The following is a 19,124-nucleotide window of genomic DNA, read 5'->3' as shown; positions in this document are numbered from 1 at the left end:
CGGTCATGGCGGCGGCGCCGCGAATCGCAGTCATGGATCTCCTCGCCAAGTCCGGAAAGCGGGAACTATGATTTACATTTTTTCAGAATGGAACTGAACCACGACCGATTTGGGCCTTTAACATACGATACGAAGCAAGCATTGGGAGCCGCTCATGGGACAGGCACAGCCTTTTCGTGCAACAGCGCTGATCGTCGAAGACGACCACATGCAGCGGGAGATGCTTTGCGTTCTCCTCGAGGAAAGTGGGTACGACGTGATCCAGTGCGAGAGCGCGGAGGCGGCCGAACGCGTGCTGGAGAAGAATGCGGGCGCACTCTGCCTGATGCTGACTGACGTTCAGCTCGCTGGCCGCATGAACGGGGTCGAACTCGCTCATCTCGCCAAGGACCGTAATCCGAAGCTCGACGTCGTCGTCACCTCCGGGCGGCCTCTGATGCAGGCGCTGCCTGACGGTGCCAAGTTCTGGGCCAAGCCGTGGGCGCCGCTCGATGTGTTGCGCGAGGCCGAGATCGCGCAGCTGTCCTGAGGGCCGTTGCCGACCATCGCTTTTCCGACGCAAGGCGCGGTGATAACGTCCAATCATGACCTGGTCGTTCCTGCTCACCTCGCTCATCGTGGTCGCCTCGCCCGGCACCGGCGTGCTCTACACGCTGGCGGCGGCGCTCACCCGAGGCTCGCGCGCCAGCATCGCGGCGGCCTTGGGCTGCACGCTGGGGATTGTGCCGCACATGATGGCGGCGATGCTCGGCCTTGCCGCGGTGCTCCACACCAGCGCGCTCGCCTTCGCCGCGCTGAAATGGTGCGGCGTCGCCTATCTGCTCTACATGTCCTGGCAGGCGCTGCGCGAGCGAGGTGCGCTCGCGGTCGAGGGCAAGATCAAGGAGCGGTCGAGCGGCCGCGTCATCGTCACCGGCTTCCTGATCAACATCCTCAATCCCAAACTGTCGATCTTCTTCCTCGCCTTCCTGCCGCAGTTCATCGCGCTCGACGAGGCCCATGTGCTGGCGCGGATGCTGGAATTGAGCGGCGCCTTCATGGCGATGACCTTTGCGGTGTTCGTCGTCTATGGCCTCTGCGCTGCCTCGGTGCGCGAGCGCGTCATCTCCCGGCCCCGCGTCATGGCCTGGCTGCGCCGCAGCTTCGCCGCCGGCTTTGCCGCACTCGGCGCCAAGCTGGCGTTCGCGGAGCGGTAGTCTTTCTTTCTCCCAATAAAAAAGCGGGCCTTGCGCCCGCCACCCTTCAAACTCTCGATCTTGCCCGACGCCCGGGCGGAGCGAGGCTCCACCCGGGCAAAGAAAAAGAAGCCGCGTTACTTCTTCTTCGCCTTCTTGGCCTTCTTCGCCTTCTTCTTCGCCGCCTTCTTCGCTTTCTTAGCCATAGTATCCTCTTAGGGTTTAATGGTGGGAACGCGACACGAGGGATGCTCGGCGGAGGGCCAGCCTCGCAACATCCTCGACGACAAACTCAGCAGATTCGCGCTCCTCTGCCCCGCGTCGTCATATCTGTGTCATCGTGTTATCCACAGCTCAGATGCATTTTCAGGTGATTTTGCTGCGCGAATCCGCATCGCCGCGTCGGCGCACCGTCGCTTGCGACAGGCTTAACGATCGACAACAGCCAGGCGCCGTTCATGAATCCAAAACCAAAGGCGCGTTTTCAAGAGTCGCAGTGAGACTCCATTAAGCGCAACTCGCGCATTGTCGCCGGAAGAAAACGGGGATGGGTGATGGACGGACGGCTGCCAGGGACGGGGGGCGCGACGCTGCGCGTGCTGCACGCGCCATGCTGAACGTACCGACATTGTGGACGGTCTTCGTCGTCAACTTCCTGGCGCTCGGTGTGATCTGGGCCTACGTGACGCGCTCCTATCCGAAATTCGCAGCCGCGCGATTGTGGATGGCCTCGTCCTTCGTCGGCGCGGCCGGCGCCATGACGGCCCTGATCCGTCTGTTCGTCGCCTCGCCCCTGCCGCTTCTGCTCGGCGCAGCCGGCGTCATTGCCGCGAGCTGCCTCGCCGCCATGGGCATTCAGCGCTTCTATGACCGGCCGGTCTCGTGGCGTCTCATGACCGCAACGGGAGGCTTGAGCCTCACCGGCGTCGTGGTCTTTACGGTCGGCTTCGAGCACATGCAGCTGCGCATGCTCAGCTACACGCTCGGCCAAGCCTTGCCGTTGGCGCTGGCGCTGCGCCTCCTGCTGTCGCCGGAGGGGCGTGTCAGCCCCGGCGCGCGGCTGTCCGGCATCGTCATCCTCAGCATCATCGCGATCCTGTCCGCCCGTATGGTGGGCAATCTGCTTGGCCACGATCTCTCGGCGCGGGCCGGCGGCCAGACCCATGCCATCATGGTGCTGGGGCTGCTGTTCCTGTCGATGACGCTGAATTTCGGTTTCCTGCTGCTGGCAATGGACAGCTTGCGCAACGAGGTTGCCGACCTCGCGCTGCTCGACGATCTCACCGGCGTCGCCAACAGGCGGCATCTGCTGCAGCGCCTGACCGAGGAATGCGCGCGCTCGGAGCGCGGCGGCGCGCCGTTCTCGCTGCTGGTGATCGATCTCGACGGCTTCAAGACCATCAACGATACCCATGGCCATGCCGCGGGCGACGCCTGCCTGAAGCACTTCACGCTGATGGCGCAGACGCGCCTAAGGCCCGGCGACATGCTGGCTCGTACCGGCGGCGACGAGTTCTGCATCGTGCTGCCGTCGTCGTCGCTGCGCGAGGCTGCCGCGATCGCCCGCCGCGTGCTCGAGGTCTGCCGTCAGGACGCCGCGGCCTGCACCGGCCGCGACATTCCGATCGCGATCTCGATTGGGGTTGCGCAGTGGGACCGCGGCATCGGTCAATTCCCGGACCGCCTGATCGCGCGTGCCGACCACGCCCTCTACGCTGCCAAGAAGAACGGCAAGAACGATCTTGCCGTCTACGATCCGGCCCCGCCGCTCTCGCCCGAGCCGATCGGTCGAGGTGAGGCCGCGCACAACTTCGCGTAAGGGCGTGCTACATCAGGGGTCGCATTGGACCCGCATCACGATGTCCCGCCTGCTCGCGGCCGTTCTCGCCGCTCTGTATCTGACCATCCCCGCCGCCGCTGAGGATGCCGAGCTCGAAAAACTCGCGCGCGCCTCCGGCACGCCCGAGATTCCCGGCCTGAAGATCGTGTGGCTGGCACCATGGCGCGACGTCGACAGCGCAAACCGTTGGCGCAACATCATCGTGCACCAGACCGAGGGGCCGGCCGGTTCGGCGCGGGGCGGCGCGCTGGCGCAGGCGAAGAACCCGACCCGGCGCGGGGTCACGGTGTGGGTCGAGACCGACGGCACGGTCTATTGGGCGGCGGCGGAGAATTTGGTGCCGACCCATGGCGACGGCGCCAACCGCAACGACAACAAATACATCGACAACAGGTCGACCTATCGCCAGGTCGTGCGCGACAATTCGATCGGCGTCGAGTTCGCCGGAAATTATCCTGACGTCGCGGCCGGGCCGACCGAGGCGCAGGTCGCGGCCTGGAAGATCCTCGTTAAGGTGCTGCGCATGCGCTACGGCATCCCGGCCGATCGCGTCTACGCGCACAATTGGATCGACTACAAGGATGCCCGCTATTGCGAAGGCTGCTGGCTCGCGACGCTGGCGAGGGTTTGGGGGGAGTAGCAAGTGCGCTCCTCGCCCCGCTTGCGGAAGGTGAATGACCAGCGGCCGGGACGAGCTAAACCGCCGGCGACATCCAGCCGAAAAGCCGCTGGATCAATCCCGGCCGCCGCGGCACCACCGGCGGGCCGTCTGCGGCCAGCACGCGTTTGAAGAAATAATCCAGGAACACCACGTCGTTCGGTTCGGTGACGGTGAATTGCTCCTCGCCGAAGAACACGCTGTAGCTGTAGAAGAACGGGCCCATCAGCGGGATCGTCGCCGTGCCGGCATAATCCTTCGAGATCACGAATTCCGACGGCTCGAGCCCGTGCTCGCGCATCGCCTGCTCGACCAGCGGCAGCTTGCGCAGGAACTGGGCTTCGAAGCCGCCGACGGTGGATTGCAGGATGATCGACACGGTGCGTCCATTGGCTTGATTGTTGTCGCCCGGTCATTTTGGGTCGGTTGACCGGACGCGCGGGTTCAAGGCAAGCTCGGTTTCGACCCACGTTGGGTGAGGTTGATCACTCAATCCAGCATAGGCATCAGGCATGGGAATACTGACGTTCGAAGAACGCGCTGTGGAATATCAGTGGGCCAGCGACATTTCTTTCGACGGTGTCCGACTGGAAGTCCTTTCGAGCGGAGGGAATGTGATCTTCGAGGTCAGCGAGCCGGACGAAGGTCCGATCACGGGTCAACACTTTCGGCAAAGACGTCGCCGCAAACCTGTTAATGGCAGCGATAGAGGTTGCACAGCGTCCGCGATAGTCAACCCGCCGCTCAAAAGGGCAGGCCACTAACACCACATCCGGCGATCCCGCAGTACTGCGCTTCACCACCCAAACAAAAAAGCCGGCGTTGCCGCCGGCTTTTCGTCTCTTTCGATCCGCCAATCCTTTAGCGCGCAAGCCCGCTTAATGCGCAGCTTCCAGCGCAGCCTGTTCCTGTCTTGCGATCGTGCCCTTGACCGCGGACTGCACCTTCTCGAAGGCGCGGACCTCGATCTGGCGGACGCGCTCGCGCGACACGCCGAACTCGGCAGCAAGGTCTTCCAGCGTCATCGGCTCATCGGCGAGGCGGCGGGCCTCGAAGATGCGGCGTTCGCGCGGGTTGAGCACGCCCATGGCGCCGTTCAGCGCGTCACGGCGGTGATCATACTCCTCGTGCTCCGCCATCATGGCTTCCTGGTTGGGCGTATTGTCGACCAGCCAGTCCTGCCATTCGCCGGCTTCGCCGTCGTCGCGGATCGGCGCGTTGAGCGAGGCGTCGCCGCCGAGACGGCGGTTCATGTCGATCACGTCCTGATCCGTCACGCCCAGCCGCTTGGCAATGGTCGCGACCTGGTCGGGGCGGAGATCGCCTTCGTCCAGCGCGTTGATCTTGCTCTTCGCCTTGCGCAGGTTGAAGAACAGCTTCTTCTGGTTCGCGGTGGTGCCCATCTTCACGAGCGACCAGGAACGCAGGATGTACTCTTGAATCGACGCCTTGATCCACCACATCGCGTAGGTGGCGAGACGGAACCCCTTCTCGGGTTCGAATCGCTTCACCGCCTGCATCAGGCCGACATTGCCTTCCGAGACGACCTCGGAGATCGGCAGGCCGTAGCCGCGATAGCCCATGGCAATCTTGGCCACGAGGCGGAGATGGCTGGTGACGAGTTGGTGCGCCGCGTCGCGATCGTCATGCTCGCGCCAACGCTTGGCGAGCATGTATTCCTGCTGGGGTTCGAGCATCGGAAACTTGCGGATCTCGGCGAGGTAGCGAGAAAGGCCGGATTCTCCATTGAGGACCGGCAAAGCAGCGGTACGGGCCATAGTGCGCCCTCCAAAAGGTTCAGGCCCCCGATAGCGGCGGGCCAGGCAGACGACCGCTGTGTCAAAGCCGGTCGGGCTGCGATGTTCCGCGTTGGTCAATTTCAACGCAGGCGCAATATATCCTATCGGGGGTCGAAAAGGGAAGGATTGCTGACGTCACGTCCCCGTGTGGCAGCTATAACTTTTTGTAATGTAAAGGCTTTCTGAAAGGGGCTGCGTCATAGCGCCGCTTTGAGGCAGCTTCGAAGGAGAAGCAAATCCTCCGGCAGCGGCACCTCCCAGTGCAGTAATTCTCCGGTTCTTGGGTGCTCAAATACGAGCAGGTAAGCATGTAAGGCCTGTCGCCCCAGCGCCGTCAGGGCTGCCTGCGACCCAGGCCCGAGCTGGTTCGCCTTGGTCTTGAAATGCGGGCCATAGACCGCGTCGCCCAGCAGGGGGTGGCCGATATGGGCGAGGTGGACACGGATCTGGTGGGTGCGCCCGGTCTCGAGCTCGCAGGCGAGCAGGGCAGCGACGGGTTTGCCATCGCGGCCAGCAAAGCTCTCCAGAATTTGCCAATGTGTCACCGCCTCGCGGCCGCCTTGGCGAACCGCCATCTTCTCGCGCGCATGCGGATGGCGGTCGATCGGCGCGTCCACCGTGCCGCGATGCCGGTTCGGCACACCCCAAGCGAAGGCCATGTAGCCGCGCCGCATCTCGCCCGTGCGGCCGTGGTCGGCGAATTGCGTGGACAGCGAGGCATGGGCGAGGTCGTTCTTGGCGACCACCATCAGCCCTGTCGTGTCCTTGTCGAGCCGGTGCACGATGCCGGGCCTGCGCACCCCGCCGATGCCGGAGAGGGAGGCGCCGCAATGGGCGATCAGCGCGTTCACCAGCGTGCCGGTCTCGTGCCCGGCCGCGGGGTGCACGACGAGGCCCTTCGGCTTGTTGATGACGACGATGTCGTTGTCCTCGAACACGATGTCGAGGGCGATATCCTCGCCCTTCGGCTCCGCCGGCGCCGCCTCCGGCACGTCGATTGTGATCGTATCGCCGGGACTGACGTGATAAGCGGGGTCGCGGACCGCGGAGGCCTTCAGGTGTACTGCGCCCGCCAGGATCAGGGCTTTCAGCCTCGATCGCGACAGTTCGGTAAGGTGCGCCGCCAGCACGCGGTCGAGCCGGGCCGAGCCCTCGTCGCCGGCGACGACAACCTCCAACCTTTGCGCAGAGCCCGAGCTTTCCATGACGACCGAAACCGCTGTTCCCGAACCGACCCCCGAGCAGGCCGCGCTGTTCGCGCGGGTGCGGCGGATGATGCTGATCGCGGGGTTGACCACGGCGCTGGCGATCTGCGCCGTCCTGATCGCGGTGGGCTACCGTCTTTTCAAGTCGGAGGGAAGGGCGGTCGAGGTGGCCGGCGACGTCATCGCCACCCTGCCGAAGGGCGCCAGGATCGTCTCCACCGGCGTCGCGGGCGATCGCCTCGTGGTCACACTGGACATCGGCGGCGCCACCGAGCTCCGCACCTTCGATGCCCGCACCTTGAAACCGGCCGGAATGTTGAAATTCGCCAATGAGCCCTAAAACGGCTGCTGGGTCCTTGCGGCGGACAAATTTCGAGGTTATTGGCTAACCCTCACGCTCCCTTCGTCTAGCGGTTAGGACGCGGCCCTCTCAAGGCTGAAACAGGGGTTCGATTCCCCTAGGGAGCGCCATTTGCCTGCGAGCTGGGCACTCCAAAATTGGCCGTTTTACTGCTCGAAGCCGCAACGAGCGCTTGAGCAAGCTCTTGGCGTGGCTTGGCACCGCGCTCCCTTACGCCGTCGTGCCGTCGATCGAGCGGCGGATCACCCGCTGCACTTCCGCATTCGACAGAAACAGATCGTGGTTGACGATGCCCCAGCCTTCCTGGGACGCATCGATCACCCGCACACCGAGCCGCGAGATCGCAGCCTTCTCGGCGGCGCCGACCCTCGTCATTCCACCTGCGATTTGTCCCGACAGCGCCAATGCGCGATCGTTCGTCGCGGCAATCACGGTGATCTTGCCGGCGAGCGGGCCGATGCGCTGGATCGCCGACGAGAATACGTCCATGTCGATATCGGGCGCGGCAAACACGACCGAGCCGATCTTGCTCGCAACGGTGTCGCCGTAGCGGGCATAGAGCTGACGCAGGCTTTCGAGCGTCAGCATGGTTCCCATGCTGTGCGCAACGATGTGCACGCGACCGGCGCTTGGGGCCGACACCAGCGCAGAGAGCACGCGTTCGAAATCGTCGCGAGACCACATCGCGCTGTCGCGGTCATAGGCATAGTCGAACAATCCCGCCTTGGAGGGCCAGGAGAACACCATGGTCCGGCCGCGGAACTTGATCCCATCGGAGAGATGGGCACCGTCCAGCACCGCCGTCTCGAATGTCTGCTTGAAGCCGTGCACATAGATCAGCACGTCTCCTCCGCCAGCCTGCGCAACGAGATCGGCAACGTCGGCCGACACCGGCTCGACCCGATCCAGGCGCCAATCGCCAAGTCCAACAGAGGCGAGAGAAAGACGGCTTTCGTCCGGCGCCACCAGCTTCGCCCGCGCGACCGTCATGCTGGTCGCGCGCTCCGGCCCGAACCAGGGTTTGGTGCGACCGCCGCTCACGGGCTTGCGCGTGGTGGTGACAAGCAATGTGGGGTCGATCGAGAGGGACGAGGCGTCGAAGCGCGCGCCGGTCGCACCCAAGCCGGCGCATCCGCCGAGCGCGAGGGCACTCCCTGCCGACACAAATCCGCCGAGCAGAGCGCGGCGGGAAACGGCATGACGGGAGTCGCGTTGCAGGAGACGTCGGATGATCACAGGAACCTTTGGGAACTTTGCCCACCGTAACGCCGCCCCGGCTAGCTCCCTGAATGACAATGGAGGCGAGAAGACGGCGGAGCCGCTTCGCGATTGGTTGCATGATCATGGCGTCCGCGTCCGCTGCCGCAGGACGTGCGAGCGTCCGGTGAAGTTCTGGAACCGGCTGGCGTCGTTTCAATGATGACCCTCCGACACCCTTGCGGCATAGCAACCTAGCCCCGGTCGTAAAAATTGCCGCGCCGTCGCGCGGTATCGGCGGCGGCTCGGATGGGACCCACCGACGTCGGGCAAAACAGCTAAATTGGCGTCAAGCCTTCCTTGCAAAAATATTCCACTTTACCGAAATTCGGATTTGTCGTATGTGTCGCCCATTCCAGCCCTCCAAAGGGGCGGTCGTACGTCGTCACGAACGCGGGCTGGAGTTGCGGTGGACGCGGGCGGCGTTAAAGGCGGGCTTGTTGCGTGCAGGGCGAGATGAACCTCGTGAGCATGGCACGTCCCGCGAAGGCGGACGGCGCCCATGTCCGGCGAGGCCTTTTGGCGGAGCCGGATGGCTCGCGTGCGGCGAAACCGTGTGGTCCTGGCCGTCGTTGCTACGGTCAAGCTCTTGCGGATGCGGCATTGGCGTCAACCGGCGCGGTGTCCGTGACTTCTGCGAGGGCGAGGGAGGCCAGAACGAATTCGGCTCCCGGGAGAGCGCGGCATAGGCCGTCAAACCATCGCGCAGGGAAGGCCTGGTTTCGGCTGCCCTGTGTCTCCCCTGTGCATTGCGTGTGCATTCGTTCAGCGCAGGGGTCCTATGGGTGCCAGCCGGCGCCCGGTCTTCCCGGCGCCCTTTCTTTCGAGAGGGTGTTAAGAGGAGAGCACAGCTCGGGCACAACATGCCGCGGGGCTGCAAGCGCGCCTCCGTGATCTGCTGCCAAACGACCTTCCGGGGAAGCATGATGCGTCGGCCTCGGTGGAGGTGGTCGTTGCCCGCGGAATCTGCCTTGATGCGATATCAGCGCGGAGGAGTTTCGACATGAGCGGCTTGGTGATCTCTGGCGGTCGGGTAGTGGATCCCGCCAGCGGAATGGACGCCATCGGCGACGTTGCGGTGGTGGACGGCAAGATCGCCGCGGTCGGCGCCTCGCTCGGCAGCGCCGAGCGGGTGATCGACGCGACCGGCCTCGTGGTCGCGCCCGGCTTCATCGATCTGCACGCGCATGGCCAGTCGGTCCCGGCCGACCGCATGCAGGCCTTCGACGGCGTGACGACGACGCTCGATCTCGAGGCCGGCGTGCTGCCGGTCGCATCCTGGTATGAACGCCAGGCCAGGAAGGGGCGCGTGCTGAATTACGGCGCCGCCGCCAACTGGGCATTTGCGCGCATCGGCGCGATGACGGGCTCTAATGCGGAGAGTTCGCTGGAGGCTTTCGGCAATGCCATGCGCGACCGCCGCTGGATCGAGAACGTCGCGACCGATGCGGAGGTCGCCGGCATCCTCGATCGCCTTTCGCGCGGCCTCAACGAGGGCGGCATCGGCATCGGCATTTTGAACGCCTACGCGCCCGGCGCCGGGGTGCAGGAGTTGACCGCGGTCTGCCAGCTCGCGGCCGCCAAGGACGTGCCGACCTTCACCCACGTCGCCTTCATGTCGCGCATCGACCCTGAGAGCGCGGCGGAAGCCTATATCCGCCTGATCGGCTATGCCGGCGCCACCGGCGCGCACATGCACATCTGCCATTTCAATTCATCGAGCAAGACCGACATCGAGCGCTGCCGCGTGCTGGTCGAGAAGGCGCAGGCGCAGGGCCTGCCGATCACGGTCGAGGCCTATCCTTACGGCACGGGCTCGACCGTGCTCGCCGCCGCCTTCTTCAGCGATCCCGAGTTCGTCGAGCGCAACGGCACCGGCTATGATTCGGTGCAGCGGGTGACTGACGGCCATCGCTTTCGCGACCGCGAGGAGCTGCTCAAGGCGCAAACCGAAGAGCCGTCCTCGCTGGTGCTCTGGCACATTCTCGACACCGAGAACAATGCGCATCACCGCGACCTGCTCGACCTGTCGGTGCTGTATCCCGGCGGCGCGATCGCTTCCGACGCGATGCCGTGGACGCTGCCTGACGGCTCGACCTACACCGGCGATGCCTGGCCGCTGCCGGATGATGCCACCTCGCATCCACGCTCGGCCGGCTGCTTCACGAAATTCATCCGCGAATGGGTGCGTGAGCGCAAGACGGTGTCGCTGCTCGAAGGCGTGCGCAAATGCGCGCTGATCCCCGCGGAGATATTGTCGCAGAGCACGCCGGCGATGCGCGCCAAGGGCCGGCTCGACAGGGGCGCGGATGCCGACATCGTCGTGTTCGACTACGAGAAGCTCTCGGACCGCGCGACATTCACGGCGATGAACCGTCCCTCTGAAGGCGTGCGGCATCTGATCGTCAGCGGCGAGCCGCTGATTAGTGACGGCGTGCTGGACGTGGCGGCGCGGCCCGGCCGCCCCGTGCGCCGGCCCGTCATCGGGAGCTGATTCATGCCGGTCCCCATCCTCCTGGTGACGGGCTTTCTGGGGGCGGGCAAGACCACGGTCGTGAACCATCTGCTGGCGCATGCGGACGGGCGACGTATTGCCGCCGTGGTCAACGATTTCGGCGCGATCAACATCGATGCCGAGTTGATCGCCGGTGCGAGCGACGGCGTGGTTAGCCTCGCCAACGGCTGCATCTGCTGCTCGCTCGAAGGAGATCTCTTGCGCACGCTGTCGACGTTGCTGCGGCGTGATCCTAAGCCCGAATATATCGTCATCGAGACCAGCGGCGTCGCGGATCCCGTCGACATCGTGCGCAATCTGATGGATCCGGTGATCCTGCGCGAGGCGCCGCTAGAGACAGTGCTCTGCGTGATGGATGCGACGGCACCGACGGCCTCCCTGGAGGATGCGCTCCAGCGGTCGCAATTGCGCGTTGCTGATATCGTGGCGTTGACCAAGCTGGATCTGGCGGATGCCAGCGCAGGGCTGCGCATGCGCGAGGCCATCCGGGCACAGCGCGTCCCTGCCGCGGTCGTCGATGCGAACCATGGCGAGATTCCTGCCGCGCTGCTGTTTCCTGCGAATGTCGACCGCGCGCCCGCGCTGCGCGAGCCCGGGCCGAAACGTCCCGCCGAGGAGCGCTTCGAGACGCTGAGCTGGACCTCGGAGCAGCCCATCTCGCTGCCGCGTTTGCAGCAGGCCATCAGCCGCCTTGCGCCAAAGCTGGCGCGCGCCAAAGGTCTGTTCGAGACTATCGAGCAGCCCGGCCGCCTGATGGTGTTTCAATTCGCCTCCGGCCGCGCCACGCTGGTGCCGGGTGAAGCGCCGGCACCAGGCGTGCCGCGAGCACGCATCGTTTTCATCGCCGAGCTCGGGGTGCTCTCGAAGGCGGAGCTGGATGGAATCATGGAGGCGTGCGTTGCAGGCTGAAGCTGCAACTCGTACCAATCAGGCGAATTGCGCGATGCCGTTTCCGACGGACCAGTTCTCCTTGGGCGCATCGAGCACGTTCACGAACACGTCCGCGGGCCGGATGCCCGGGCTTTCGCCGAGCAGGTCCGCGATCCGGCGATACAGCGCCATCTTCTGCTCTGCGGTGCGCGAGGCGAACACCGTGATCTGGATCAGCACGGCGTCATCGCTGCGCTGGACGCCGTAGGCGTTGCCGCAGCGGAAATTCGCGGGCGCGAGCTCGCTGATAGTCATGAATTGGTCGCCCTCGGGCACGTTCAGCGTCTCGCGCATGGCGCCGTAGAGACCGTCGAGGATCGCCTGCCGATAGGCTTCCGGCTTGCCGGCGCGCATCGAGATGTGGAGCAGAGGCATCGGGATTGCCCTTTTGGTTTTCGGCGCGACCGCCTGCTAGCGGGCCGGCGCATAGACGATGCTGGCGATCAATTTGTTTTTGACGTAGTTGTCAAGAAATCACGTTCTTGACACCTTGTCAAATACCATCGGCCAAGTCAGGACCGGCAGTTAAAGAGGATCGCCATTGAGACCGCGCGAGTTCGACCACGACGACGTCCTGCGCATCGCGTTCGAGCAGTTCTGGCGCAAGGGTGTGCGCGGCACGTCGCTGTCGGACATCGCGCGTGATGCCGGCGTCCAGCGCGGCAGCCTCTACAATGCGTTCGGCAGCAAGGAGGCGCTGTTCTTGCAAGCCTATGAACGCTACGCAGGCGATTATCTCCTCGTCCTGCAAAAGGCGCTCGGCGCGGGCTCATTGCGCAAACGCCTCACCGCGTTCTTCGACTTGACCATCAGCAACTTCCGCTCCGGCTCTCCCCCGCGGGGATGTCCGACCACGCGTGGCTTGATGGAGCTCGGCGCGGCCAAAGGCGAAGGGCTGGATGAAGAGGCACGGCAGGCTTTTGCAAGCCTCGTCTCGCGCATCACTGCTCTGGTCCAGGATACGTTGTCAGCGGGCGCCGAACGTGGCGAGTTCAGCGGCAACCCCGCCGCCGCAGCCCTGCACATCGTTGCGGTGACGCGCGGTCTCGCCGTGCTCGAACGTGCATTCGGCGACGAGCCGCAATTGCGCAAGATCGCCGCCCACACAATCGACCTCGTGCTGGGTAAGAAGGGTGGCTAGGTGGATATGCGAGAAACGACGATCCCAGCGGTGGTCGCGCCGGGATCGTCTGGAGGTTTTATGGAAGGCGTCGAGCTCCGCCTCTCCATGGCGACGTTGATAGCGCAAGGCCGCGCCGGATGCGACTAGAAGCCGTCAAAATGTCAGCACAACGTCAGTGCAGCGTGGGACTGCCCACAAACCAACTTTTCACGGCCATCGTCCGATCATGTGCGAGTGAGCGGACGTGCCGGTCGGGCAGGATGAGACCTGCCACGCGGAAGATCGTTGCAAGCCCGCGCACCGGCGCCAGCGCCCAATCGGCTCCCTCCGGCAGCAGCCAGCACTCGAACTGCTCGCGCGCGACGCCGATGCGCTCCTGCTGGGCCGCGGCAATCGCCCGCAGGACTCCGTGCTCACTATCGGACATGCGCGGGCAGGTGGGGCAGTGCACTTCGATCGCCGTATGCGCCGTGCACGCAAAGATCTCGATGATGGATTCCAGCGAGGGCACGGCATCGCCGACGCGAAAATGGTCGTACACCTGCTTGATCTCGGCGGCCGTCGGGACGGCGCTTCCGCTGCGTGCTTTCGCCCGAAATCCCCAGATGAAGAGCCGCTCCGCCGCGCTCAGCGCGGGAAGGTTGAGAGACCCGGTATATGTCGATTGATGCATTGAGGCTCCGGCCTTCGGCTGTGCTCACGCCACGGCTGGCGTTGATCATCTGCGCCGATGCTTCTGCCAGAGCCCTCTGCAAGTCAACGTTCGCAGGGGCGATATCGAAGTCTTCTAGATTTGAGAAGCTTCAATCTCGGATGCAAGCCAGCTTTGCAGGCCCGCGAAGCCGGGCGGTGCACCTGCACTCGTCCCCACGCAATTTTGCGGAGACTTGGGAAAGCCAATGCTTAAAGCTTTGCTAAGGAGCGCAGGATAAAACTGACATATCTGCCCTTCCAATTCCTGCGAGCACCGATGATTTTCTCCCGCATCAGTTTCAAGCTGGTCCTGATTGTCGGCATCAGCCTCCTCGGCATGGTCGCGCTGGTGCCGCTCGCGCTATCCACCCTGCGCGCGCAGATGATCGCCGACCGTCAGGCCAAGACGCAGCACATGGTGGATGTCGGCTACGGCATCCTGGCGCATTACCAGAAGCTCGAGAGCGAAGGAAAACTCTCGCGCGAGCAGGCCCAGGCCGGGGCAATGGCCGAAATCAAGAGCCTGCGCTATGACAAGGTCGAGTATTTCTGGATCAATGACATGGCCCCCAAGATGGTCATGCACCCGATCAAGCCCGAGCTCGACGGCAAGGACCTCTCCGGGATGAAGGATCCCGCGGGCAACGCGCTGTTCATGGGCTTCGTAGACGTCGTCAACAAGCAGGGCGCGGGCTTCTACGGCTATCTCTGGCCGAAGCCCGGGTTCGACCAGCCGGTCGGGAAAATCTCCTATGTGAAGGGCTTTGCGCCCTGGGGCTGGATCATCGGTACCGGCATCTATCTCGATGATGTCGACGCCGTCTTCCGCCAGAATGCGATGACGTTCGGCTATTTATGCCTCGCCGTGCTGGTCCTGGTCCTCGGCGCCTCCTTCCTGATTGGGCGAAGCGTCACCCGGCCGCTGGCCAGGATCACCGGGCTGACCGAGCGGCTCGCCGCCGGCGATAGCGCGTTCGATGTGCCCTACACCGACCGCCGCGACGAGGTTGGCGGGCTCGCCAAGGCGCTCGCCATATTCAAGGACAATGCGTCGGCGGTCAGCCGGATGCATGACGAGCAGCAGGAGTTGAAGCAGAAGGCCGACGACGAGAAGCGCAGGGCGATGGCCGATCTTGCCGGCAAGTTCGAGGCAAGCGTTCAGGCTGTCGTGCGCGATGTCTTCAACGAGGCGCGCGCGATGCAGCAGGCCGCGCAGGGCATGGCGGAGACCGCGAACAAGGCGACCGACCGCGCGAGCTTCGTCGCCACCGCCTGCCAGCAGGCCTCGAGCAACGTGCAGACGGTGGCCTCGGCCGCCGGCGAGCTGTCGTCCTCGATCGCCGAAATCAGCCAGCGCGTCGCGCAGGCCGCCAGCGTGGCCGACAAGGCCGCCGCCGATGGTCAGCGCACCAACGACACCGTGCAGGGACTGGCCGCCGCCGCGCACAAGATCGGCGAGGTCATCGACCTCATCAATCAGATCGCCTCGCAGACCAATCTGCTCGCGCTCAACGCCACCATCGAGGCAGCGCGCGCCGGCGAAGCCGGCAAGGGCTTTGCGGTGGTCGCGAGCGAAGTGAAATCGCTGGCGAGCCAGACCGCCAAGGCGACCGACGAGATCGGGGCGCAGATCACCGCGATCCAGGCCGAGACCAACCAGGTGGTTGGCAACATCGAGAGCATTCGCAAAACCATCATGGAGGTCAACGAGATCTCCTCGTCGATCGCAGCGGCGGTCGAGGAGCAGGGCGCTGCGACCCAGGCGATCGCCCACAGCGTGCAGGAGGCGGCCGCCGGTACCGACCAGGTCTCGCAAAATATCTCCGGCGTCACCGATGCCACGGCGGCGACAGGCCAGGCCGCCGGTCTCGTGCTGCAATCGAGCGGCCGGCTGACGCAGAAGCTGCAATCGCTGGAGAACGAGGTCAGCGTCTTCGTTGCGGGCGTGCGGGCGGCCTGATCGTCGCCGATCCGTCTGCCGTGACGTGGACTATTGGCCTCGTCACGGCGCATGCGACTGGATCGAAATTCCGGCCTGCGGGAGCGGTCATTGCGACCGTCCTTCTCGCTCTTGACCGCTGCGGTTAAAGTGAAGAAGCAGGATCATCGAACCTGCCGACCCGCGCCGGGCCTCGCGGGCAAGGAGACCGTTGCATGTCGTTCAAGAAGCTCCTGATCGCCAACCGCGGCGAGATCGCCATCCGCATCGCGCGCGCCGCGGCCGAGGCCGGCATCATGACCGTTGCGATCCACCCCGCCGACGATGCGCTGTCGCTGCATGTGCGTGTTGCCGACGATGCGATCGAGATCGCCGGCCGTGGTGCGCGGGCCTATCTCGACATCGATGCGGTGGTGACGGCAGCGAAAGCGGCCGGTTGCGATGCCGTGCATCCCGGCTACGGCTTTCTCAGCGAGAACGCGGCATTCGCAAGAGCCTGCGCTGACGCGGGCGTCGCTTTCGTCGGGCCGAAGCCGGCAGCGCTCGAGCTGTTCGGCGACAAGGTTGCGGCACGGCAATTGGCGAAGCGCTGCGGTGTGCCGATCATCGCGGGCACCAGCGGGCCGTCCTCACTGGAGGAGATCACAGCCTTCTTCGCCTCGCTCGGCAGCAGCGCCGCGATTGTGATCAAGGCGATGGCCGGCGGTGGCGGTCGCGGCATGCGCGTCGTGGACAATGCCACCGATCTCGCGGAAGCCTATGCGCGCTGCCAGTCCGAAGCCAAGGCGGCGTTCGGCTTCGACGGTGTCTATGCCGAGCGGCTGATCCGGCAGGCCCGCCATATCGAGGTGCAGATCATCGGCGACCGCTTTGGCGCGATCTCTCACCTCTGGGAGCGCGAATGCACCATCCAGCGCCGGCACCAGAAGCTGATCGAGGTCGCGCCGAGTCCCTCGCTGAGCGATGGCTTGCGCGGCCGCATCATCGAGGCGGCAAAGCACCTCGCCGCGGCGGCCTCTTACGACAACCTCGGCACGTTCGAGTTCCTGGTCGATGGCAGCGCCGACGACAGCTTTGCCTTCATCGAGGCCAATCCGCGGCTCCAGGTCGAGCACACCGTGACGGAAGAGGTGCTCGGCCTCGACCTCGTCCGCGCTCAGCTCGCGGTCACCGCAGGTGCGACGCTCGCCTCGATCGGCTTTGCGCAAGTGGATATTCCGAAGCCGCGCGGCTATGCCATGCAGCTTCGCGTCAACATGGAGACGCTGGACGAAACGGGGGCGACGCACCCGACCGGCGGCGTGCTTGCCGTGTTCGAGCCGCCGTCAGGGCCCGGCGTTCGCGTCGATAGCTTTGGCTATGCCGGCTATAAGACCAGCGCGGCATTCGACTCGCTGCTGGCGAAGGTCATCGTGCATACGCCAGTCGATGCCTGGCACGACGTTGTCGCGAAGGCCTCGCGCGCCTTGCGCGAGTTCCGGATCGACGGCGTCGTCACCAACATCGCCTTCCTTCAGGCCGTGCTTGCGCATCCCGATTTCAGGATCAACCGCATCGCGACCGATTTCATCGACCGCAATATCGGCAAGCTCGTGGACGCATCCGACGGTGCTGCAAAGCCGCTGTACTTTGCCGCGAGCGAGCGAAGCAGCGCTCACGGCACCGAGGCGAACGTCGCGCAAGTCGTGCCCGAAGGGGCGGTGATGGTCGCGGCCCCCTTGCAGGGAACCATCGTCACCGTCCAAGTGAAGGAAGGCGAGATCGTCCGCCCCGGCCAGCAGCTCGCCGTGATCGAATCCATGAAGATGGAGCACCTCGTCATGGCCGAGCAGGGTGGCCGGGTCATGAAGCTCGCTGCCGCCGACGGCGTCACGCTGATGCATGGCGAGCCGATTCTTTTTCTGGAACCGCTCGACGTCGCGGCGGATAGCACGGCGGCGGAAGCCGACATCGATCTCGATCACATCCGTCCCGACCTCGCGGAGCTGATCGCCCGTCAGGCCAATACGCTCGACGAGAACCGCCCCGCCGCGGTCGAACGCCGCCGCAACACCAACCAGCGCACCGCGCGCGAGAACGTTGCCCAGCTCGTCGACGCCGGCTCGTTCATGGAGTATGGCAGCCTCGCGATTGCGGCCCAGCGCCGCCGGCGCAAGCTCGACGATCTCATCAAGAACACGCCGGCCGACGGCCTCGTCATGGGCATTGCCACCGTCAACGCCGAGAAGTTCGGCCCGCAAGGCGGGCGCTGCATCGTCGTGGCTTATGACTACACCGTGCTCGCGGGTACGCAGGGCCACATGAACCACAAGAAGATCGACCGCATGCTGACGCTGGCGGAGGATTGGCGCGTGCCGCTGGTGTTCTACGCCGAAGGCGGCGGGGGCCGGCCCGGCGACACCGACCGGCTCGGCATGACCGGCCTGGACGGGCCGTCCTTCGTGCAGTTCGCAAGGTTGTCCGGCCTCGTGCCCGTAGTCGGTGTCGTCTCCGGCTATTGCTTCGCCGGCAATGCTGCGATGCTCGGCTGCTGCGACGTCATCATCGCGACCAAGAGCGCCTCGATCGGCATGGGCGGCCCGGCAATGATCGAGGGCGGCGGGCTCGGCGTCTATCATCCGGCCGAGGTCGGGCCGGTCTCGTTCCAGGCGCCGAACGGAGTCATCGACATCCTCGTCGAAGACGAAGAGGAGGCAACGCGCGTTGCGCAGAAATACCTGTCCTATTTCCAGGGCGCGGTGTCGAATTGGGAGGCCGCCGACCAGCGCCTGCTCCGCCGCGCCATCCCCGAAAACCGTCTTCGCGTCTACGACATCCGCCGCGTGATCGAGCTCGTCGCGGACAAGGGCTCCGTGCTGGAGCTGCGCCGCGACTACGGCGTCGGCATGATCACCGCGCTGATCCGCATCGAGGGCAAGCCGTTCGGCCTGATTGCCAACAATCCGCGCCATCTCGGCGGCGCGATCGATGCCGATGCCGGCGACAAGGCCGCGCGTTTCCTCCAGCTCTGCGACGCTTTCGATCTGCCCATCGTCTCGCTCTGCGACACACCCGGCTTCATGGTCGGCCCGGAAGCGGAGAAGACCGCGATCGTGCGCCACGTCTCGCGCATGTTCGTGACCGGCGCCAGCCTCACCGTGCCTTTATTCGGCGTCGTGCTGCGCAAGGGCTACGGGCTCGGCGCGCAGTCGATGATCGGCGGCGGCTTCCACGCCTCGTTCTTCACCGCGGCTTGGCCGACCGGCGAGTTTGGCGGCATGGGGCTGGAGGGCTATGTCCGTCTCGGCTTCCGCAAGGAGATGGAGGCGATCGCCGATCCCGCAGAGCGCGAGACCTACTACCGCAACAAGGTCGCCGAGCTCTATGCCAACGGCAAGGCAGTTTCGATTGCCTCCGTGTTCGAGATCGACAACGTCATCGACCCCGCCGAGACGCGGCGCTGGATCATGGCGGGCCTGCGCTCAGTGCCGAAGCCGCCCGCGCGGACGGGCAAGAAGCGGCCGTGCATCGATACGTGGTGAGCGCGGTGCAGCAATTTTGACCGCGCCGCGTACGTTCCCGGTTCCCGATTGACATCCCCGCCCGCAGTGCCAGACTTTGCACAATAATACAGGGTGGAGACGTCCGCG

At 64.9% G+C, this 19,124-nt stretch carries 17 protein-coding genes and 1 tRNA gene; 11 read left to right on the top strand and 7 right to left on the bottom strand.

Translation table 11 applies throughout. From position 1 onward, the window contains the following. Positions 1–154 precede the first annotated feature (154 nt). The 4 genes from IVA92_RS23455 to IVA92_RS23440 all read left to right on the top strand — a co-directional run bounded on the left by IVA92_RS23455 (position 155) and on the right by IVA92_RS23440 (position 3,655). The gene (locus IVA92_RS23455) at positions 155–529 is read left to right on the top strand and encodes a response regulator (protein WP_247277463.1); all 375 of its coding nucleotides are present in this window, start codon (positions 155–157) and stop codon (positions 527–529) included. A gap of 55 nt (positions 530–584) precedes the next feature. Continuing rightward, complete coding sequence (locus tag IVA92_RS23450; RefSeq protein ID WP_247277462.1) at positions 585–1,196, top strand: LysE family translocator; 612 nt, start codon at positions 585–587, stop codon at positions 1,194–1,196. A gap of 589 nt (positions 1,197–1,785) precedes the next feature. Continuing rightward, the gene (locus IVA92_RS23445) at positions 1,786–2,994 is read left to right on the top strand and encodes a GGDEF domain-containing protein (RefSeq protein WP_247277749.1); all 1,209 of its coding nucleotides are present in this window, start codon (positions 1,786–1,788) and stop codon (positions 2,992–2,994) included. A 34-nt stretch (positions 2,995–3,028) separates the two neighbouring features. Further along, a complete protein-coding gene (locus tag IVA92_RS23440) occupies positions 3,029–3,655 on the top strand; it encodes a peptidoglycan recognition family protein (RefSeq protein ID WP_247277748.1) in 627 nt (208 codons plus the stop codon). Positions 3,656–3,710: 55 nt separating this feature from the next. Here IVA92_RS23440 and IVA92_RS23435 read toward each other — a convergent pair whose 3' ends face one another. The 4 genes from IVA92_RS23435 to IVA92_RS23420 all read right to left on the bottom strand — a co-directional run bounded on the left by IVA92_RS23435 (position 3,711) and on the right by IVA92_RS23420 (position 6,677). Further along, on the bottom strand, positions 3,711–4,052 hold the full coding sequence (locus IVA92_RS23435; protein ID WP_247277461.1) for a hypothetical protein: 342 nt from the start codon (positions 4,050–4,052) through the stop codon (positions 3,711–3,713). 127 nt (positions 4,053–4,179) lie between these two features. Next, on the bottom strand, positions 4,180–4,530 hold the full coding sequence (locus tag IVA92_RS23430; RefSeq protein ID WP_247277460.1) for a hypothetical protein: 351 nt from the start codon (positions 4,528–4,530) through the stop codon (positions 4,180–4,182). Positions 4,531–4,551: 21 nt separating this feature from the next. Then, a complete protein-coding gene (gene rpoH / locus IVA92_RS23425; protein ID WP_157328162.1) occupies positions 4,552–5,451 on the bottom strand; it encodes an RNA polymerase sigma factor RpoH in 900 nt (299 codons plus the stop codon). A gap of 218 nt (positions 5,452–5,669) precedes the next feature. Continuing rightward, positions 5,670–6,677, bottom strand: coding sequence for an RluA family pseudouridine synthase (locus IVA92_RS23420; protein ID WP_247277459.1), 1,008 nt, complete (start codon positions 6,675–6,677; stop codon positions 5,670–5,672). On the opposite strand from IVA92_RS23420, the gene IVA92_RS23415 reads away from it, so the two are divergent. Both IVA92_RS23415 and IVA92_RS23410 read left to right on the top strand, forming a co-directional pair. Next, positions 6,676–7,017 (top strand): hypothetical protein, encoded by a 342-nt coding sequence (locus IVA92_RS23415; protein WP_247277458.1) that lies wholly within the window; start codon positions 6,676–6,678, stop codon positions 7,015–7,017. The genes IVA92_RS23420 and IVA92_RS23415 overlap by 2 nt on opposite strands. A gap of 56 nt (positions 7,018–7,073) precedes the next feature. Continuing rightward, positions 7,074–7,148 (top strand) — tRNA-Glu (locus tag IVA92_RS23410). 100 nt (positions 7,149–7,248) lie between these two features. On the opposite strand, the gene IVA92_RS23405 is transcribed toward IVA92_RS23410, so the two are convergent. Continuing rightward, on the bottom strand, positions 7,249–8,274 hold the full coding sequence (locus tag IVA92_RS23405; protein WP_247277457.1) for an alpha/beta fold hydrolase: 1,026 nt from the start codon (positions 8,272–8,274) through the stop codon (positions 7,249–7,251). A gap of 1,024 nt (positions 8,275–9,298) precedes the next feature. Between IVA92_RS23405 and IVA92_RS23400 the strand changes: the two genes are divergently transcribed. Both IVA92_RS23400 and IVA92_RS23395 read left to right on the top strand, forming a co-directional pair. Beyond that, on the top strand, positions 9,299–10,789 hold the full coding sequence (locus IVA92_RS23400) for an amidohydrolase family protein (protein ID WP_247277456.1): 1,491 nt from the start codon (positions 9,299–9,301) through the stop codon (positions 10,787–10,789). A 3-nt stretch (positions 10,790–10,792) separates the two neighbouring features. Beyond that, positions 10,793–11,719 (top strand): GTP-binding protein, encoded by a 927-nt coding sequence (locus tag IVA92_RS23395; protein WP_247277455.1) that lies wholly within the window; start codon positions 10,793–10,795, stop codon positions 11,717–11,719. Positions 11,720–11,737: 18 nt separating this feature from the next. Here the strand turns inward: IVA92_RS23395 and IVA92_RS23390 are convergent, their stop codons facing one another. Beyond that, on the bottom strand, positions 11,738–12,115 hold the full coding sequence (locus IVA92_RS23390) for a tautomerase family protein (RefSeq protein ID WP_247277454.1): 378 nt from the start codon (positions 12,113–12,115) through the stop codon (positions 11,738–11,740). A 166-nt stretch (positions 12,116–12,281) separates the two neighbouring features. On the opposite strand from IVA92_RS23390, the gene IVA92_RS23385 reads away from it, so the two are divergent. Further along, entirely contained in the window at positions 12,282–12,881 is a 600-nt protein-coding gene (locus tag IVA92_RS23385; RefSeq protein WP_247277453.1) for a TetR/AcrR family transcriptional regulator, read from the top strand. Positions 12,882–13,035: 154 nt separating this feature from the next. On the opposite strand, the gene IVA92_RS23380 is transcribed toward IVA92_RS23385, so the two are convergent. Further along, positions 13,036–13,536 (bottom strand): hypothetical protein, encoded by a 501-nt coding sequence (locus IVA92_RS23380; RefSeq protein ID WP_247277452.1) that lies wholly within the window; start codon positions 13,534–13,536, stop codon positions 13,036–13,038. 297 nt (positions 13,537–13,833) lie between these two features. On the opposite strand from IVA92_RS23380, the gene IVA92_RS23375 reads away from it, so the two are divergent. Beyond that, entirely contained in the window at positions 13,834–15,516 is a 1,683-nt protein-coding gene (locus tag IVA92_RS23375) for a cache domain-containing protein (protein ID WP_247277451.1), read from the top strand. Between the two features lie 194 nt (positions 15,517–15,710). Continuing rightward, positions 15,711–19,016, top strand: coding sequence for a carboxyl transferase domain-containing protein (locus IVA92_RS23370; protein WP_247277450.1), 3,306 nt, complete (start codon positions 15,711–15,713; stop codon positions 19,014–19,016). The last annotated feature ends 108 nt before the right edge of the window (positions 19,017–19,124 follow it).

The organism is Bradyrhizobium sp. 154 (assembly GCF_023073875.1).
In the GTDB taxonomy this organism is placed as follows: domain Bacteria; phylum Pseudomonadota; class Alphaproteobacteria; order Rhizobiales; family Xanthobacteraceae; genus Bradyrhizobium.
Note: the sequence above shows the minus strand (reverse complement) of the source record. Positions and strands in the feature narration are given on the sequence as shown.

Bases quoted from the DNA above. Each gene is read 5' to 3' on its own strand.
- IVA92_RS23375 (WP_247277451.1), top strand. From the start codon at position 13,834: ATGATTTTCTCCCGCATCAGTTTCAAGCTGGTCCTGATTGTCGGCATC.
- IVA92_RS23395 (WP_247277455.1), top strand. From the start codon at position 10,793: ATGCCGGTCCCCATCCTCCTGGTGACGGGCTTTCTGGGGGCGGGCAAG.
- IVA92_RS23445 (WP_247277749.1), top strand. From the start codon at position 1,786: ATGCTGAACGTACCGACATTGTGGACGGTCTTCGTCGTCAACTTCCTG.
- IVA92_RS23415 (WP_247277458.1), top strand. From the start codon at position 6,676: ATGACGACCGAAACCGCTGTTCCCGAACCGACCCCCGAGCAGGCCGCG.
- IVA92_RS23400 (WP_247277456.1), top strand. From the start codon at position 9,299: ATGAGCGGCTTGGTGATCTCTGGCGGTCGGGTAGTGGATCCCGCCAGC.
- IVA92_RS23420 (WP_247277459.1), bottom strand. From the start codon at position 6,677: ATGGAAAGCTCGGGCTCTGCGCAAAGGTTGGAGGTTGTCGTCGCCGGC.
- IVA92_RS23450 (WP_247277462.1), top strand. From the start codon at position 585: ATGACCTGGTCGTTCCTGCTCACCTCGCTCATCGTGGTCGCCTCGCCC.
- IVA92_RS23455 (WP_247277463.1), top strand. From the start codon at position 155: ATGGGACAGGCACAGCCTTTTCGTGCAACAGCGCTGATCGTCGAAGAC.
- IVA92_RS23380 (WP_247277452.1), bottom strand. From the start codon at position 13,536: ATGCATCAATCGACATATACCGGGTCTCTCAACCTTCCCGCGCTGAGC.
- rpoH (WP_157328162.1), bottom strand. From the start codon at position 5,451: ATGGCCCGTACCGCTGCTTTGCCGGTCCTCAATGGAGAATCCGGCCTT.
- IVA92_RS23370 (WP_247277450.1), top strand. From the start codon at position 15,711: ATGTCGTTCAAGAAGCTCCTGATCGCCAACCGCGGCGAGATCGCCATC.
- IVA92_RS23390 (WP_247277454.1), bottom strand. From the start codon at position 12,115: ATGCCTCTGCTCCACATCTCGATGCGCGCCGGCAAGCCGGAAGCCTAT.